Genomic DNA, 16,647 nt, shown 5'->3' on the forward strand with positions numbered 1-16,647 from the left:
GACGGTCGCCTGTTTTTCTCTTTCAGGAATCCGTTCGCTGTCGTGCGGACTGCGATGAATAGTGAGGAGCTTTGACGGCGGATGGCTGTTGCCGGTCCGACTCACGCCGCACGTTCGCTCCCAGAGCGTTAAGTTTTGTCTCGAGTCCTGCGTAGCCGCGATCCAGATGATAGATGCGGCGGATCTGGCTTTCTCCGTCTGCCGTCAATGCTGCAATCACCAGCGCCGCGCTGGCTCGCAAATCGGACGCCATGACGCTGGCTCCGGATAGCCGAGTGCCTCCGGTCACAACCGCTGACGCTCCAACACGACGAATGTGTGCGCCCATCCGCAGCAGTTCCGAAGCGTGCATAAAGCGGTCAGGGAACACTCCATCAGTGACCACACTGCGGCCTCGGATCGTCGCCAATAGCGCCATAAATTGCGCTTGAGTGTCCGTTGGTATGCCTGGAAACGGCCGGGCCGTGATGTTGGCGGGCTTTAGTTGACGTGGTGTTGAAATCCGAAGTTCGTCAACTGTGGAAGAAACCTCAACGTCCATCGCACTCAATGCATTCGTGACGCTGGTTAGATCAGAAGGTCTCACATTTTTTAATCGAATGCTGCCATGCGTCGCGGTTGCAGCAATTGCAAACGTGGCGGCTTCGATTCTGTCGGGCAGAATTTTGTGAGCACTGCCCGTGAGGCTATCGACACCTTCGATCTCAACGACGGGGGTACCGAGTCCAGAAATCTTCGCCCCAGCGTTGATCAGGAACCTGCCGACGTCGACGACCTCCGGCTCACATGCCGCCGATCGAATGACGGTCTGGCCCTTCGCCAACGCTGCGGCGACCATCACGTTGCAGGTGCCTGTGACGGTGCTGCCGTGCGGTCCCGACAGATCAACTTCCGCGCCGCGAAGTTGCGCGGCTGTCGCAATAACGTAGCCCGCTTCGATCCGCAGATCTGCTCCCAATGCCGCCAATCCTTTAAGATGCAAATCGATCGGCCGATGCCCGATATTGCAGCCGCCCGGCAGAGAAACTCGAGCCCGCCCGTGCCGTGCCAGCAACGGCCCGAGTACGCAAATGCTGGCACGCATGCGTCGGACTAATTCGTAATCGGCGACGTGGCCCTGTGCGTTGTCAGCATTGATGACTGCAGAATTGGGGGTTGATCGATCCACCTCCGCGCCAAGGCTTTGCAGCAACTGAGTCATCGTGTGCACGTCGACAAGGTCCGGCACGCAGCCCAATCGCACGTCGCCTCGCACAGCTAACGCGGCGGCCATGATGGGAAGAGCGGCGTTCTTGGCACCTTCCACCGTCACATCGCCCTGCAGCGCCGCACCTCCCTGAATGACGAGCATATCCATTCGCTCCGTGCCCCTTCTTCTCTCGACTGAAGAAAACCTTGTCGCTCACAAAATGGACGACAAGTTCGCGTTGTTTTTTCTATCCCGGCCGTCGAGCCTCAACAATGCGGTTTTGATCGAAGCTGTCTTTGTGAATTTTCGTGGACTCAAATCCTGCTTCCCGGAACAAACCAGCGACCGTTTCGCACTGAGCCGGGTCGACCTCAAGCACCATCCAGCCGCCGGGCTTCAGAATCGAAACAGCGTCCGGAATCAACCGACGAATAAGCTCAAGCCCATCATCGCCGGACACCAACGCTTCGCGCGGTTCGTGTTCGGCCACATCGACAGGAAGCGCCGCGAATTCGTCTTCTCGAATGTATGGTGGGTTGCTCACAATCCCGTCGAACGGTTCGCTGGTGTGTGCCTGGATGGCAGCGATGCCATCTCCGCTGACCAGTTCCACCTGCGATTGGACTTTGTAAGTCGCAACGTTTTCTGCGGCAAACTTTTCGGCCGCTTCTGAGACATCGCACGCCACGATGGTGGCGTTGGGACGCTGTTTGGCCAACGTGACTGCGATACAGCCTGAGCCAAATCCGATTTCGCAGACTCGCATCGGCTGATCTTTGGGCAGGTGGTCGAGACAGATGTCGACCAGCGTTTCGGTTTCCGGACGCGGCACCAACACGCCCGCTCCGACGGAAAAATCGCGTCCGTAGAATTCCTTCCGACCTGTAATGTACGCCAGTGGCTCGTGGACGGCTCGGCGTTTGACAAAGTCCCGCATCTTCGTGCGTTCGTCGTCGGACAGTTCGGCTTCGAAGTCTGTGTAGAGGTTGATCCGCTTGCAGTTGCGGGCGTGAGCCAGCAGAAGTTCCGCTTCCAGACGAGGCGATTCGACCGATTTTTGTTCAAGAAAGTCGGTCGTCCATTGCAAAATTCTCTGCACGGTCCACACGTCGTCCGTTGATGCGGCGGAATCGGTCATGTCAGTCTTTAGCGTTGCCTTTCAGCCGTTCCTGTCGGTCGAACTCAAGCAGTCCGTCTATCAATTCTGTCATCTCGCCCTGAATAATTCGATCCAGTTTGTGGATCGACAAGCCACAGCGGTGATCGGTGATTCGGTTTTGAGGAAAGTTGTAAGTGCGAATGCGCTGGCTGCGGTCGCCTGAACCCACCAGCGTCCGCCGGGCTTCTGCGCGTTCGGCGTCGACAGCGTCCTGTCGAGCTTCCAGGATGCGGCTTTTGAGAACTCGCATCGCCTTCGCTCGGTTCTTATGCTGACTTTTCTCATCCTGAATCTTCACCACAATGCCGGTGGGAAGATGCGTCATCCGGACGGCGCTTTCGGTCTTGTTCACTTTCTGACCGCCGGGACCGCCCGCTCGCATCGTGTCGATCTGCAGGTCTTCCGGATCAATCTCGACTTCGATATCCGTCGCTTCCGGCAGCACAGCCACCGTCGCAGCGCTGGTGTGAACTCGGCCCTGAGTTTCCGTTTCGGGAACCCGCTGAACACGATGTCCTCCGCTTTCAAACTGCAGAGAATGAAACGCGCCTTCGCCGCTGATGGAACAGACGGCTTCTTTGATGCCGCCTAATTCTGTGGCGTTGAATTCGAGAAGTTCAACCTTCCACGCGTTCTGTTCGCAGTACCGCATGTACATGTCGTACAGGTCTTTGGCAAACAGAGCCGCTTCGTCGCCGCCGGTGCCCGCTCGAATTTCCATGATGCACGAACCACGCGTGATGGAATCGCCTGAGGTCGCGAGGTCTTCCAGTTCTTCCGCCATCGCGTCTCGACGAGCGATCAGGCCGTCGAGTTCTTCTTTGGCGTAGGCTTTAGAATCCGCGTCGGTTTCCTCGTCGACCATCATCTGAGCGGCTTCGATGTCGCCTTCCAGCGTGTGGTATTCGCGTACCGCCGTGGCGATCTTGGCAAGGCCGCCCATTTCTTTCTGGATGCCCAGCATCTTGTCGATGTCAGCCAGAACGTCCGGATCTAAAAGCTGTTTTTCCAGCTCTTCGTAGCGAGCAAGTTTTTGTTCGAGGCTGGGAAACATGGTTGTCGCATTGATTCTGAATGGACTGCGATTGACTCAAACCTACAGCGTGCTGTCGCGTTTGCGGTGCGACGAGACATGGTCGCTTTGAGGGGCTTAATAATCGCTTTGAACAAAGTTTTCAAAAACAAAGGACGCGCACAGTTCTCTGTGCGCGTCCTGAATGTTATGTCCGGATTGAAGTCGCTACTTGGCGGTCTCTTCGTTCTTCTTGCCCCAGTTGTACTTCTTCTGGAATTTCTCGACGCGACCGGCTGAGTCGACGAACTTCATCTTACCCGTGTAAAACGGATGCGAAGCTGACGTGATTTCGACCTTGAACAGCGGGTAGTCCTTGCCGTCGTCCCACGTGCCGTTTTCCTTGCACTTGATGGTCGACTTCATCAGGAACCGAGTTCCGTTGGATGTGTCCTGGAAGATGACATCACGGTATTCCGGGTGAATGTCTTTTTTCATTGCTCTTGGCCTTTTCAGCGACGACCTTCCGGTGACAAGTACACCGGCAGCTGGGACTCGCTGAGTGAATAGTGAACGTGGAGAAATTTCGAAGTCGCGGAGTGTAAGTGCGAGTCGTGAAATCAGCAAGCAAAAATGGGCGGCATGTGAGTTCTGCCCAAGAGTTTGTCAGTTTTGGCCAGAAAACACACTTGCTCAACCTCGGAGGGATAGCTTTTGGCCCCGTGGCCATCACCTCCCAGCGACCACCGGGAGCATCGCCGGCGCTTCCGCCATCGCCCGGCTCACACGCCCGCCATGCCAACCGCCCGCCGGTGCACACCGGCCCGGCTAGAGGCCGAGGACGTCGTTCATGGAGTACAGGCCGGCTTTCTGCGAAGCGACGAACTTGGCGGCTGCCAGTGCGCCGTAGGCATAGCTGTCTCGGGTATGTCCACGCACGGTCAGGTCGATGGTTTCACCCATCATGCCGAACACAATTGTGTGTTCGCCGACGTTGTCACCGGTTCGCAATGCGTGGTAGCCGATTTCGTTGTGAGGCCGTTGACCCGGTCGGCCGCTGCGTCCGTGGATGTGGTTTTCCTGCCCCATCTGTTCGGCCACAAGTTTGCCGAAATGTAACGCCGTGCCGCTGGGAGCGTCTTCTTTGAAACGATGGTGGCGTTCGATGATTTCGACGTCGACGCCGTCCGTGTTGTCTTTCAGCACGCGAGCCGCATCGGAGACAAGCTTCATCACCAGATTGACGGCCATGCTCATGCTGGGAGCCATGACGATCGGCGTGCTGTTTGCCGCTGCCGCGATTTGTTCTCGCTGAGCATCCGTGTAGCCGGTTGTGGCGATCACCAACGGAATCTGGCGCTCTTCGCAGGCGGGCAGAATGCTGTCGAGTGCTTCAGGCAACGAAAAATCGATGACCGCGTCCACACGGTGAACCAGCTCAGAACTGATCGTCACGCCGCATTTGCCGGCGCCGCATACTTCACCGGCATCGTGCCCCTGCTGAGGGCTGGCGGCGTATTCCAAAGCTGCGGATAGTTCCAGTTCCGGGTCGGCAATCGTTAGCGCGGTGATCCGCTGTCCCATGCGGCCAGCAGCCCCGTTGACGGCGATTTTAAGTAGGTCCGGCATCACCTGTTTTCCATCGGAACGTAATCGCGTTCTGTGGCCCCCGTATAAACCTGGCGAGGGCGATAGATGCGGCTGTCTTCATCGCGGAGTTCTTTCCAGTGAGCCAGCCAGCCAGGCAGACGACCGATTGAGAACATCACGGTGAACATGTTTGTCGGAATCCCCATCGCTCGATACAGGATGCCACTGTAAAAGTCGACGTTCGGATACAGCTTGCGGCTGACGAAGTACTCGTCTTCAAGAGCCACTTTTTCGAGGTTCTCGGCGATTTGCAGCAAAGGATCGTCGATGTGCAGCTCGGCCAGCACTTCTTCACACATCTTGCGAAGAATGGTGGCTCGCGGATCAAAGTTCTTGTAGACGCGGTGGCCGAAGCCCATCAGGCGGAAGCCATCGTCCTTGTCCTTGGCCTTCTGAACCCACTTCTTGTAATCGCCGCCATCGTTCTCAATCATCTCCAGCATTTCCAGAACCGCTTGGTTCGCTCCGCCGTGCAGAGGTCCCCACAACGCACAGATGCCAGCTGAAATTGAGGCGAAAATGTTGGCTCGACTGCTGCCCACCATTCGCACGGTGGACGTGCTGCAGTTTTGCTCGTGGTCGGCGTGCAAAATCAGCAGCATGTTCAGAGCTTTCGCCATGATGGGGTTCACCGTGTATTCTTCACACGGGACCGCAAACATCATGTGCAGAAAATTCTCTGCGTAGCGGAGCTTGTTTTGAGGGTAGGTGAGCGGCTGGCCGATCGATTTCTTGTAGGCGTATGTCGCGAGTGTACGGACCTTGGCGATTAGCCGAGCGATGTTTTCGTCGTGGTGTTCTTCCGTTTCGCTTTCCGGATAGTAGGTCGACAGCGAAGCGACCATGGCGGACAAAATCGCCATCGGGTGAGCGTTATTGGGGAATCCTTCGAAGAACTTTTTCATGTCTTCGTGGATCATGCTGTGATAGGTCAGCTGACCTCGAAACTTCTTCAGTTGGTCGGCGTTGGGAAGTTCACCATACAGCAACAGCCAGGCAACTTCGACAAAGTCCGACTTCTCTGCCAGCTGCTCAATGGGGTAGCCGCGGTAACGCAGGATGCCTTTTTCGCCATCGATAAAGCAGATTTTGCTTTCACACGCTCCGGTACTCGTGAATCCCGGGTCCAGCGTGATTGCGGCAGACTGAGCGCGCAGTTTGCCGATGTCGACGCCCACTTCGCCTTCGGTGCCTGTGACAACGGGCAATTCGTAGTTCTTACCGTCCAGAGAAAGACTGGCCGTGGTCATGGATCACTTTCTGAATTCAATTGTCAACAACAGTCGCGATGTCAAAGCCGCGTTTCCACACGTGCCCGGCAACCAGCCACGCAGGCCGGACGGCCACATCGCACCATGATTTGATCTTCATGGGCATCAGGACTCGTAGCGCAGGTTTTCGTGACGTGCGCTCGCCCCGGGCACCCTGCGACTCGCAAAACGAGCGGCACTCGCCGGACGCTTACGGTATCAACAGCGGCCAAAAAGTAAACTCACCGCTCTCCCGTTCAGCGGCTGTCTTTCGAATGAAAAATCTCAAGACGCACAGTTTTCGCTTTCGGCCCAGGCAGTTTCATACACACGAATTTCGTGATTCCCCAAGCAAACCGCCATCGGAACTTGATGCGAGCCGGGGTGTCACAACATGTTGTGTCATTCCGGCAATTTACTGAGACGGCATCCCAGCGGCCATTGGCTTCATCTGGTTGAAGCGCAAATCCGGGGAAGTCGGCGCTCACTCAACGTGAATCATTGACGCGGCTACAGGCACCGACTCGGCAAACTTGCTGTTGCCCGTCGGTCTCAAAATGACAACCCGATTGAACAGTTCATCCGTTTCAATCCGGAAAATGGAGGTGCCTTCATTTTCCGGCTGATGCATAAAACGGTGTCACTTAGAAAGCTGTTTCGCTATCGATGCATGTCGATCACTAGCCTCTTTGTCTCCAAGTGCCAGATATGCGTCAACCAGCCAGCTGTGAACTCGTTCGGCTTGCGGGTCGATCTGCACAGCTCGTTCTGCATACTCAACCGCCCTTGTCAACTGACCCTTCTGCCCCAGCAGGTGCGCCATGCGACCAAGGTATTCTGGGTCCCTCGCGTTGACTTCCAACAATCTTAGGCCGATGCGGATGGCTTCATCGGTACGACCGTGGTCGTGGTAATGAAGAAACAGTCGCCTCAGGAAACGCTCGTCAGTTGGTTTCTGATTCAGACCGGCCCGCCATGTTCTCTCTGTTGCCCCATCATCGTCAAGTAGTGAATATGCCGCGCCCAGCGCATCAAGGGCGGGAAGATCGTCCGGGACGTTTTCAACCCACTCTTCCAGCTTTGGAATTGCCTGAGCTGCCATCAACGTGCTCTTTTTTTCCTCAGCGGTCTGCGACATGAAAATCGCGTGGGCACGATCAACTTCCTCTTCGGAGATCTGAGCATTCTCCAAACCGAAAATTCTTACTTCGTAGTGTGTAGATTGAGTTTGCTGATCTGTTTTAACCTGCGGACGTCTCAGTATGCGGTGGTCGGTCTGAGAAAGGTGGGGAACGTCATTCGCCTCGAGGCTTTGCATGTGGCAGGAGATGCAAGAGTCAGCGTTTTCAATCGCCTCGCGAACTGCGAAGCTTTCGCTGCACTGGGAGTCCTGGTTTTCGTGGCATTTTAAACACCGGCTTCGATAGAAGCTGTGCTTTTCCGATTCGGCTGGCTGGCGATGCGGGTCGTGACAGGTAACGCACCCAAAATCAGCACTGTTTTGATGGCAAGTAGAGGATAACATCTGCTCCACCTGGCTCACCGCCTCAGCTGTCTGGTCTGCGTCGACGACCGCTCCTTTCATGAACGTTGTCCAGACGTCCGTTACTCGATCACCGGGACGGAAATCGAAGTCGGTTCGACCGTAACGCAGCAGACGAGATTCGCCGATGAGGTGGCATTGCAGACAGACGTGGTCGCGCAGCTGGTTGTCCAGATCGGACGGGTTGGTAATTGGGTCGGTTTGATCTGCTGGCAGGTGAGCCAAAGAATGAAACTCAATGTGGTCTTCGCCCGGCCCATGACAGCGCTCGCACCCTATCGCGAGTTCATGGAACGGCTTCTCTTCAAACAAATGAGTGGATTCAGGCCGACTTGCGACGCGAGACGCATGACACTGAACGCAACCGTCGACAATTCTTCGCTGGAAATGACGATTCTGCCGCTCGTAACCAGGCGAAAGATCCCACCGGTGCCCCTGCGTGTACCAGGTGAGTGGTGACAGCATCAGCACTCCGCCGTGGTTGATGAGATAAGACTTTCCCCGGGTTCCCGAGCCTACCACGAAGTCAACTACTTCATCATGTTGATAGATTTGCTGTTTCGAGCCGCGATCAATCGCCGTTTCCCGATGGATGAATGTCTTATCCTTCAGAAACGCCACGTATTCGAAGTCGTAATCGGCGTGATCACTCGGCCGGACACGAAATCGCGACGCTTCACCGGTAACTGGAGGAACGTCATCCGTCGCGACAGCCATGGAACGCCCCATCGGATGATCCGAGTATGACTCACAGATTTCCTGATGACACGAGCGACACGCATTGCTTCCAACAAAACCCTCTGACGGTGCCTTCGGCTTTGTTACGGAGAATGCTGTATGTCGCGAATCGCGTGCCTTTGGCCGATTTTGATCGACATCAAAGACTTTGGCAGGCGGTCGTCGTTGATAGAGGTACCCGACAGCGCCCAAAGCAACTAAGACGACAACAAGTATGACCCCCACAGACTTCGTCATTGCGCCAACAAACCGTGCTTTTCAGAAAGGTGATAATGACGATTGGGTTCGACGTTCTCCTCGCGAAATTCTCTTCCAGATGGCCAACGAGCCGATATGGAAACGAGATTTCCCGATGCCCCAAGTCCGAAATAGATTGCCGCTTCATGAGCGGAACAGTAGCTCGAACCTCCGCAAAGCTGCTGAATCAACTGCTGATCGTCCTGAGTCACGGTCACCTCAAGGCCGACTCCCGTCCGACTGCTCATGTCACCGATAGGGGTCAGAGATAGCCAGTTTCCCAGTTTAGCTTCATTCTTCAACAAGCCGAGAGGAGCGTTCTGGTGCACGACGGCAAGGTCTATCGCACCGTCTCGATTGTAGTCGCCACCAGCGACACCGCGTCCTAACCATTTTTCAGCGAAGTAATCGCCTGAATCCCTGGACACGTCGGTCCACAAATTCCCATCAAACCTCAGAATCTGAGCACTCATTTTCCAGGGTGAGCCGGCCAGTTCGCGCAAGTCGTCGATGTGGCCGTTTGCGATGAATAGATCCTGCCATCCATCAGCATCAAAATCAGTCATCACCGTGCCGAACCCAAGATACGGCAGGCAGGGTTGGTGTAAGCCGGATTCCCGCGTCGAGTCAGTAAACGCGCCACGACCGAGATTCTGATACATCGTATTAGAATCATCAATAAAATGCGTTACGTATAGGTCGGGCAGGCCATTGCGGTCATAGTCACCAACCCCAATGCCCATGCTGGCCTGCAGGTGGCCCTGACCGCTTGCAGCAGCACCTGCAGCAATTGCATTTTCCGCAAAGCCTCCTAGACCATCGTTAAGGAACAGGTGGTTTGCTTCTGTATCGTTTGCAACATACACATCCAAATCCTGGTCCCGGTCCAGGTCTGCAATGACCACCCCAAGGCTTTTGCTGCCGGGAGCATTTAGATTTCTATCGTTGGAAACTTCCGAAAAGGTGCCGTCGCCATCATTCTCAAAGTATACGTTGGCAATTTCACCGACGTGCTTGGGATGGCACGTTGTGGGAAGTCCGTCGGCATTCAGACACGGAATCGGATGTCGCGGGTCGTAGTCCACGTAATTGCAGACGTATAAGTCAGCGTCACCATCATTATCCAGATCTCCGAAAGCAACGCTGGATGCCCATCGTGTATTATTTATACCAGCGGCGTTCGTGACGTCCTGAAAAGTACCGTCACCAAGATTTCGATACAGCACATCCGGGCCGACATTCGCGATGTAGATGTCGCTGAATCCATCGTTGTCAAAGTCCGCTACCGACACCCCGCTACCGTAGCACCGATCTGAAGCTGCAATCAGGCATTCTTCAGAACAATCCCGGAAATGTTGCCCACCGATATTTCTGAAGACCCGATCCTTTAGCTCCGGAGCTTCTGTTTCCATAGAACCGCCTTGCGGCAGCACCAGATCCGGCCACAAATCATGGTCAAGGTCGATCCAGCCGCACCCTCCGGAAGTGGCAGACGGCATCAGTTTCTTCGGCGAATCTCCGTTCTCGAAACGGAACGAAACGCCGACATCCGCCGCGATATCCATGAACGGTATTGGAGGCTTACTGACAGGGGACGGTAAGTCGTGAGGGTTATCTGATGGCTGCAGATCGGCAGTCAGACTTAGCCCCTCCCGCTTCGTTGCTGGTGGCCGACCGTTGCTGAAGGGGGCAGGTGCTGAAGTCCCTGAATCTACGCAGCCGCTGGCTAGAAAGCAGGGCAGCGTGAGCAGGGTCACGTTTAACGCAAGCAACAAATTCCGGCAAAGAAAGTTCAACACGTACCATCCTGATGAAGCAGATCTGAATGTCAAGAGGCCGGTTCACGACGAATCGCACGAACTGCTCGCAGAGATTAAACGTGCGTTTACTGACATAGCCCCGCTCAAGTTTTTCGTCAAATGACTGGTGAAGAGCTGGAACTTTAAAACGCAAGAACCCGCAGGCGATTTCAGTCACCTGCGGGCATTGCCAAGTCATCAGATGTGGGTGAAAGTTAGCTTAGAAATCACTAACAGTTTCTCCCCCGCCACTGGTTCCGATTCCTTTTTGAACGCCGATGTCCAGATTTTCGCTAACGAATCGAACCGATCCATCAGCCAGAACACACTGAGCACCACCCGTGTGGGTGCTGCAGAAGCTACTGCCACGTGTGTCGTTGTCACCCCGTCCATTGTACTCGTTGTCTGAGTTAATCTTCTTGTTGAAAGTGTTCAGACCGTTGATGGGGGAAATCCAAGTGCAGTTTCGTGACATACGGCTTGGTTCACGCTTCGTATAACGCCAGTGATGGTCCTCGAAGACCATTACTGTGTTTGAAGTTCCGTCAGTGATCTGAGCGATCCTGGCGGAACCACGATGCCAGAAGCAGCCGCGACGTGGAGTGTGACCGTCCCAGTCGAGGTCGAAAGTAACGACCCACTCAGGACTGGACCAGCCGGCACCGTTATGCGAATTGTTAACGCCGGTGTTAGAGTCACGCCAGCCACTGTGGCAAAAGCCCATGTTGCCGACATAGTCTGTTCGACCGCCACTGTAGCCGATACCACCACCACCTCCACCGTCAGCGAATGGTCCTCCTCGGTAGGAAAATGCACCGTTGTTCCCGTTCGCCGTGTAAATTTTTGCCTGACCGTTGCTGGGACACAACAACCCAGGAATTACGGTCTTAGCGAGTTCCTTAACCTCAAAACGCCCATACCCTGTTCCAGTTCCCGGAGTCGTTCCGTTAGTGGTGGCGCTGTTTGGCGTATTGAACGTGCCGTATCCATCGAGTGCATTGTACAGCGGCCCCTGATCCATGTACGGCAGAGCGGCTGTAATCCAGCTGATCATACCTTGCGTACCACTTCCGAAAGTTGCCCCAACGCTTGCGTTTGGGTTGTTAACTGACCCGTCGTAATTCAGTGGAAACTGGTTGAACACGTCGTGGTAGTTGTGACATGCCAACCCAAGTTGTTTGAGGTTGTTCTTGCACTGAGTTCTGCGAGCCGCTTCGCGTGCTTGTTGCACAGCTGGTAGCAATAAAGCGATGAGAATCGCAATAATTGCAATCACCACCAGCAGTTCAATCAGCGTGAAACCGCGCGGTCGGTATTTCGTTGCCTTCATCTAGGGAATCCTCGAAAAAACATAAAAAAGCACCAGCCAACAATGACTGGATAAATTCAGGTCCATCGTCTTGTAGACGCAAGACCGTCCGATCAAATTACTTCTTTGCGGCTGGATTAGAACCGGGACCGCCCCTGCCCGCACTGCTGTACTGATCATAGTCGTCCGAACCGGCTTGCGGAGGAGGAGGTGCACCTTCGGTAGGCTCATCGCTCTGGCTACCGCCACCACATCCTACGATTCCGCTACCAGCTAGCAGCAAGGTTAGAAAGAACATACTGAAACGAGACATCGGCAAACACCTACGTACGTGTGTCAAGAAATTTGGGATTGGCCATAATAATACAAGTAAGTTACGTAATGTCGCAGAATATCGAATAAGTGCCAAGAGTCAAATAAATCACATACCGAAACTTTGTTGAAAAACTAACCAGGCAAGCGAGGCTCTGTTTATTTGGCGTGTTTCTCGCTTCGAAACCTCTTCGGGTGATTATTCCGGATTCAGCCTGCTGGCAAGGGCATTTTGGACAACGTCCGGTCCGGTTTGCTCCAGATGGGCATAGATTTCATTTACCAGTTCAAGGCTGAGGTCTCTGGCGTTGGGGCTTTGCAGTAGCTTTCCGTGGAGAGTTTTGCCCTGCATGGCTAATTCGCCCACCGTTGCTGCCTCCTCATTTTTTCCCTGTTTTCTAAGGACGTCTGCCAGGAATAATCGCGCTCTCCAGTCCCACGGCCCCAGCTCAATCGCGCGGCGCAACGAAGTTGCTGCTGCCTCAAATGACTTACCTGCCGTTAGTAGCCAGCCACGAAATCGCCAGAAACGACCGTCGTTTTCTGCATTTGCCGGGGCTTTGCCTAAGAGACTTCGCACTTTTTCGGAGTCACCGTCGAATATCGCCAGTTCGATCAGCAGGGCGAGCGGCTCAAGTGCTTCCGGATACTTCTCGTGGCAGCGATCGACAAGGCTTCTGTCGCCTGGCATCACTGTTGATGTACCAAACTTTGGTAGTGATCGACTTGATGTCACTTTCGCGGCATAAACCGCCTGCGCGACTTCCAGGATCTGGTTGTCAGGGTACTGGCTAAGCCAGCGGGTGACGGTTGCCAAACCGTCTGAAAAGTTGAGGTCGTCGGCGAGTACCAAGTAGGCATAGGCTTCGCGTGGTTCTGCCTTGTGCTTTGCTGCTGCGATGATCTGTTCGACCAGCTTTTGTCGTTGAAGAGTCATCGCATACCAGTAAATCAGGCGCTGGTGGGGGACATCGGCCGCCGGTTCGAGAGTCAGAATTTTGTTCCAAACGTCAATTGCCTCCAGTGGCTGATTCAAATCTGAAAAGAGGATTTCCGCTCGCATGGCCTGAGCGGACAGGTAGCCGTGATAGTCTTCACTGACGTGGTGTAAGGCATCTACGGCTGCCTGATAATCCTCAAGCTGAACACATGCTTCGGCGTAGTAGGCTTTTCCATCATTTGTTGCAGGATCCCAGCGCAACCAGTCCTCAGAAATGGTCTTCAGAGTCGTCCAGTCGCCTTTGAGAACCGCTTTTCGAGCGTCCCGCTCAAATCCTGTGATTCGATGCTGACTAGTCCAAATCCACGCGGCGACAGCCAAGACAACGGTCACCGTGAGCAGGATCAAAGAAGATGTGGACTTCAGTCTGAAACGTTTGGGCAACAAGGCGTTGGATTCTACAGAGATGGGGCGTTGGAATGTTACTTAGTGGAAATCCTGAATTGTGTATTCTATTCAGCCATGCACTCGAATCGTAAACCAAGTGAAAATTTCGTGAACAATTGCTCCCCGAACGGCTCTGGGGGGCTCTACTTCGGCCTCACCCAGAGACGCGGACTACCTTCCACAGCATCCAGCGAAGAGGACACAGGAATGTCCTTAAACTCGGCAGTGCTGCCCCCTGGCCATTCAATCGTTATCTGACAGGTCGGCGGGGCCTGTGCCCCCAGCCCGATGTGAATCATCCGTTCCTGGCTTCCATGGAATCCGTCGCCTGCAGTTAGTTCCGCTCGCCACTGCTGTGACCCACATACAAGCGTGACCGCCGTCCCAATCGCATCACGGGCGGTGGACTTAGCGTGAAGCCTGATCGAAACGTTCTTACCAATCGGTTCGGTCAGGTTTGTCAACAGAAGCGGAGCAGAAGCCAGAGTGCCAACAACAACATCAGGCGCGCCGTCGCAATTCCAGTCTGTGACCAGCGCACATCGCCCAAAGATCGGGCGTTGGAAAACGTCACCGACCTCATCAGTCGCCAGTTGGGTGAACTGAACGCCCTCGTCGTGTCGAAAAATCTGCATGGGCATCGCATACTCGATCTCAGGCTCCTCAAATGTGGCAACGTGTCCGTTTGCCACAAAAAGGTCCCAATCACCATCACAATCAGGATCGAAAAACTGGGTTCCCCAGCCTACGTATGGAAGTCCGGCGTGGCGAAGACCGGTGTCCGCAATTTGATCAACGAAGAACCCCTGCGATTTTTGCACGAACAATGAATTCGCTTCTGCGCTGTAGTTTGTGACCAAGAAGTCCAGCTTTCCGTCTCGATTGACGTCGGCGGCTGCAATTCCCATTGAAGATGTGTATTTCCCCTCCGCGTTCACCGCAACGCCGCGTGCGAATCCGTCATTTTGCAGACGCGGTTTTCCAGCTTTGTTACCATCTGAAGTGCGCGAAGAAACAGGTGTCAGCAAATAGTCTGGTTGACCATCATTCCCCACGAAAAGCGACAACGCGTTTTGATTGATGGGCTCGGAATTTGAGGCTGACGCTAATTCATGGTCGGCGGCCAGAGATCGTGAGGACATCGTGATAATTCCCAGGCCTGGCCCATCTTCCCCTTCATGAGTACACACCGATGGATGAAATATTCCGCGGTCTTGAGACCAGTGAACCTCGTCGAATGCCCCCTTGAATGGCCTGGTCGAGCAGCTGTCGCGGTTACAGTGATCACGAAAAACACGATCCCCCTCAAGATAATTAACGTCGTAAATGTCGGGGTTGCTATCCCCATCCAGATCGGCAATCAGGCAACTTGTCGTCCAACGGCTTGAGGCGAAGCCACAATCTTCTGTGGCATCGCGGAACGTGCCGTCTCCGTTGTTGAGCAGCAGGCGATTCTGTCCGATATTCGCAACATAAAGATCTGGAAAACCATCGTTGTTCACGTCACCTGCGGCGCAGCCCTGACCATAGGCTCCTTCTTTCGCGATGCCGCTGACTTCTTCGACGCTGGTGAACCGCCCGTCGATCTGACGAAAAAAAACGTCGGAAGCCTGGTCCACGGTGGAGGGTAAAAGGCTGCCGTCCGGCCAATCGGCTCCCTGTGTGAAAAACAAATCCGGTTGACTATCCAGGTCGTAGTCAATAACGGCAATCCCGCCGCCGGTCGACTCAAACATTCTGACATTGGTCGTATTCGGCGGTCGGCCAATGTTATACGCGAAGTTCAATCCGAGTTGCTGCGCCTGGTCGATAAATTGAATGCGTGTTGCCTCGCGGTTTCGCATGACTGTTGAGTCGCCGCCTGCAGACTCACTCTCAGTTGGAACCTCGAATTTTGGATATCCATTCAAAGGATGATCGCGCCAGATGTTGTCGCTGGAGACTGTCGGAACAGGCGGCGGCCTGCTGTGGCGGCTTAGCCTGACGAATGCCTCGGCTTCCCAGTTGGGAATGTCAACTTTGCTTCTGGCGAGTCGAAGCCACTGGTAGGCTTCGTTTGGGCGGTCTAATTTTTCAAGCAGATCGACAAGCTTTTTCGCCGTTGACGCATCTTTTCCACCCTCGCGAAGGAACTTGGAGACTTGCTCCCGCAACTGAAACAGTTGTTCGGTGAGTTGTCGATACTGCGGGGCTTCGACTGCATTCAGATTCGTCAGTGCTGAGGAGAGCAAATATGAAGCGCGATACGACGCCGGAATTTTTTGGGCAGCTTCTGAATAGCACCAAATCGCCATCCGGTGCCGACTATCCAAATTACTCCAAAGTCCGCATGCAATCAGCACATCAGGTGAGTGTCTGATTTGTTCAGGGACCTGCTCATACCATTCTTGCAGTGCGGCTGGATCAGTGTCGACCAGGATTTCTCCGAGCAACCCTTGAGCTTCGGCAGCGTCCGGCCGGTGCAACGCAATTCTTTCCAAACGCCTTCGCGCCGTCGCAAATTCCTTTCTTGAAAACTCCTCAATCGCAAGCCCAAGATTCACGCTGATATCGTTGGGCGTTCGCTTTTCTGCTGCCTCCAGTCGTGGCCGATACTCGGGGTGCCTTCGGTCATAGTCCGTCAGCATGACCAGTTCCCGTGCTGCAAGAGACCGTTGGTTCGACTGCGACCGCCACAGATGAGCCGCCTTACTTCGATACCCGGCCATCGCATAATAATCCGCCAGCTTCGATTGTGTGGTCCAATCGAAGTTTCTCGTGGCGGCCTCTTCTTCCAGTTGAGCAATCGCTTCCGTCAGCTTTCCGTTGATCGTTGGGCGTATCTTGATTTCGTCGCTCGGCGTATTGCTACGAGACCCCAAGTCGGGTTGCTGTTCGCGACTGCCAGTTCGCGCATTGGCTGAGGGTGCAGATTCAGGTGGAGGCGGTTCGACTGGACTTCGACTGGAAGTGACTTCAACGGGCTGAGTGCTGTCCTTAACTTCGGGCTCAGATTGAAAGCAGCCACAACACACGCCGATCCAAATGCAACAGGCCAGGTTTCGAAGTTGCATTTGTAAGGA

11 protein-coding genes are annotated in these 16,647 nt (G+C 54.5%); all 11 read right to left on the minus strand.

Annotated features, from left to right (window positions below):
* Window positions 1-22: 22 nt before the first annotated feature.
* Window positions 23-1,357, minus strand: coding sequence for a UDP-N-acetylglucosamine 1-carboxyvinyltransferase (gene murA, locus Fuma_RS04775; RefSeq protein ID WP_077023136.1), 1,335 nt, complete (start codon window positions 1,355-1,357; stop codon window positions 23-25).
* A 79-nt stretch (window positions 1,358-1,436) separates the two neighbouring features.
* Window positions 1,437-2,327, minus strand: a complete 891-nt coding sequence (gene prmC, locus Fuma_RS04780) for a peptide chain release factor N(5)-glutamine methyltransferase (protein ID WP_077023137.1) — start codon at window positions 2,325-2,327, stop codon at window positions 1,437-1,439.
* A 1-nt stretch (window position 2,328) separates the two neighbouring features.
* Window positions 2,329-3,402, minus strand: a complete 1,074-nt coding sequence (prfA, locus tag Fuma_RS04785) for a peptide chain release factor 1 (RefSeq protein WP_077023138.1) — start codon at window positions 3,400-3,402, stop codon at window positions 2,329-2,331.
* Window positions 3,403-3,588: 186 nt separating this feature from the next.
* The gene (locus Fuma_RS04790; RefSeq protein ID WP_077023139.1) at window positions 3,589-3,858 is read right to left on the minus strand and encodes a type B 50S ribosomal protein L31; all 270 of its coding nucleotides are present in this window, start codon (window positions 3,856-3,858) and stop codon (window positions 3,589-3,591) included.
* Window positions 3,859-4,188: 330 nt separating this feature from the next.
* Window positions 4,189-4,989 carry a 4-hydroxy-tetrahydrodipicolinate reductase gene (gene dapB, locus Fuma_RS04795; RefSeq protein ID WP_077023140.1) on the minus strand — a complete coding sequence of 267 codons (801 nt, stop codon included), beginning with the start codon at window positions 4,987-4,989 and terminating at the stop codon, window positions 4,189-4,191.
* On the minus strand, window positions 4,989-6,260 hold the full coding sequence (locus Fuma_RS04800) for a citrate synthase (RefSeq protein WP_077023141.1): 1,272 nt from the start codon (window positions 6,258-6,260) through the stop codon (window positions 4,989-4,991). The genes dapB and Fuma_RS04800 overlap by 1 nt, the downstream gene beginning before the upstream one ends.
* A gap of 640 nt (window positions 6,261-6,900) precedes the next feature.
* A complete protein-coding gene (locus tag Fuma_RS04810; RefSeq protein ID WP_077023143.1) occupies window positions 6,901-8,532 on the minus strand; it encodes a multiheme c-type cytochrome in 1,632 nt (543 codons plus the stop codon).
* A 242-nt stretch (window positions 8,533-8,774) separates the two neighbouring features.
* Window positions 8,775-10,577 (minus strand): CRTAC1 family protein, encoded by a 1,803-nt coding sequence (locus tag Fuma_RS04815; RefSeq protein ID WP_145943991.1) that lies wholly within the window; start codon window positions 10,575-10,577, stop codon window positions 8,775-8,777.
* Between the two features lie 220 nt (window positions 10,578-10,797).
* The gene (locus Fuma_RS04825; RefSeq protein WP_083731806.1) at window positions 10,798-11,907 is read right to left on the minus strand and encodes a DUF1559 domain-containing protein; all 1,110 of its coding nucleotides are present in this window, start codon (window positions 11,905-11,907) and stop codon (window positions 10,798-10,800) included.
* A 490-nt stretch (window positions 11,908-12,397) separates the two neighbouring features.
* Window positions 12,398-13,531, minus strand: coding sequence for a tetratricopeptide repeat protein (locus Fuma_RS04835; RefSeq protein WP_145943992.1), 1,134 nt, complete (start codon window positions 13,529-13,531; stop codon window positions 12,398-12,400).
* A gap of 197 nt (window positions 13,532-13,728) precedes the next feature.
* Entirely contained in the window at window positions 13,729-16,638 is a 2,910-nt protein-coding gene (locus Fuma_RS04840) for a CRTAC1 family protein (RefSeq protein ID WP_077023147.1), read from the minus strand.
* Window positions 16,639-16,647: the final 9 nt, after the last annotated feature.

The organism is Fuerstiella marisgermanici (assembly GCF_001983935.1).
Classification (GTDB): domain Bacteria; phylum Planctomycetota; class Planctomycetia; order Planctomycetales; family Planctomycetaceae; genus Fuerstiella; species Fuerstiella marisgermanici.

Coding starts and splice junctions, on each gene's coding strand:
- murA (WP_077023136.1), bottom strand. CDS start 1,357: ATGGATATGCTCGTCATTCAGGGAGGTGCGGCGCTGCAGGGCGATGTG.
- prmC (WP_077023137.1), bottom strand. CDS start 2,327: ATGACCGATTCCGCCGCATCAACGGACGACGTGTGGACCGTGCAGAGA.
- prfA (WP_077023138.1), bottom strand. CDS start 3,402: ATGTTTCCCAGCCTCGAACAAAAACTTGCTCGCTACGAAGAGCTGGAA.
- Fuma_RS04790 (WP_077023139.1), bottom strand. CDS start 3,858: ATGAAAAAAGACATTCACCCGGAATACCGTGATGTCATCTTCCAGGAC.
- dapB (WP_077023140.1), bottom strand. CDS start 4,989: ATGCCGGACCTACTTAAAATCGCCGTCAACGGGGCTGCTGGCCGCATG.
- Fuma_RS04800 (WP_077023141.1), bottom strand. CDS start 6,260: ATGACCACGGCCAGTCTTTCTCTGGACGGTAAGAACTACGAATTGCCC.
- Fuma_RS04810 (WP_077023143.1), bottom strand. CDS start 8,532: ATGGGGCGTTCCATGGCTGTCGCGACGGATGACGTTCCTCCAGTTACC.
- Fuma_RS04825 (WP_083731806.1), bottom strand. CDS start 11,907: ATGAAGGCAACGAAATACCGACCGCGCGGTTTCACGCTGATTGAACTG.
- Fuma_RS04840 (WP_077023147.1), bottom strand. CDS start 16,638: ATGCAACTTCGAAACCTGGCCTGTTGCATTTGGATCGGCGTGTGTTGT.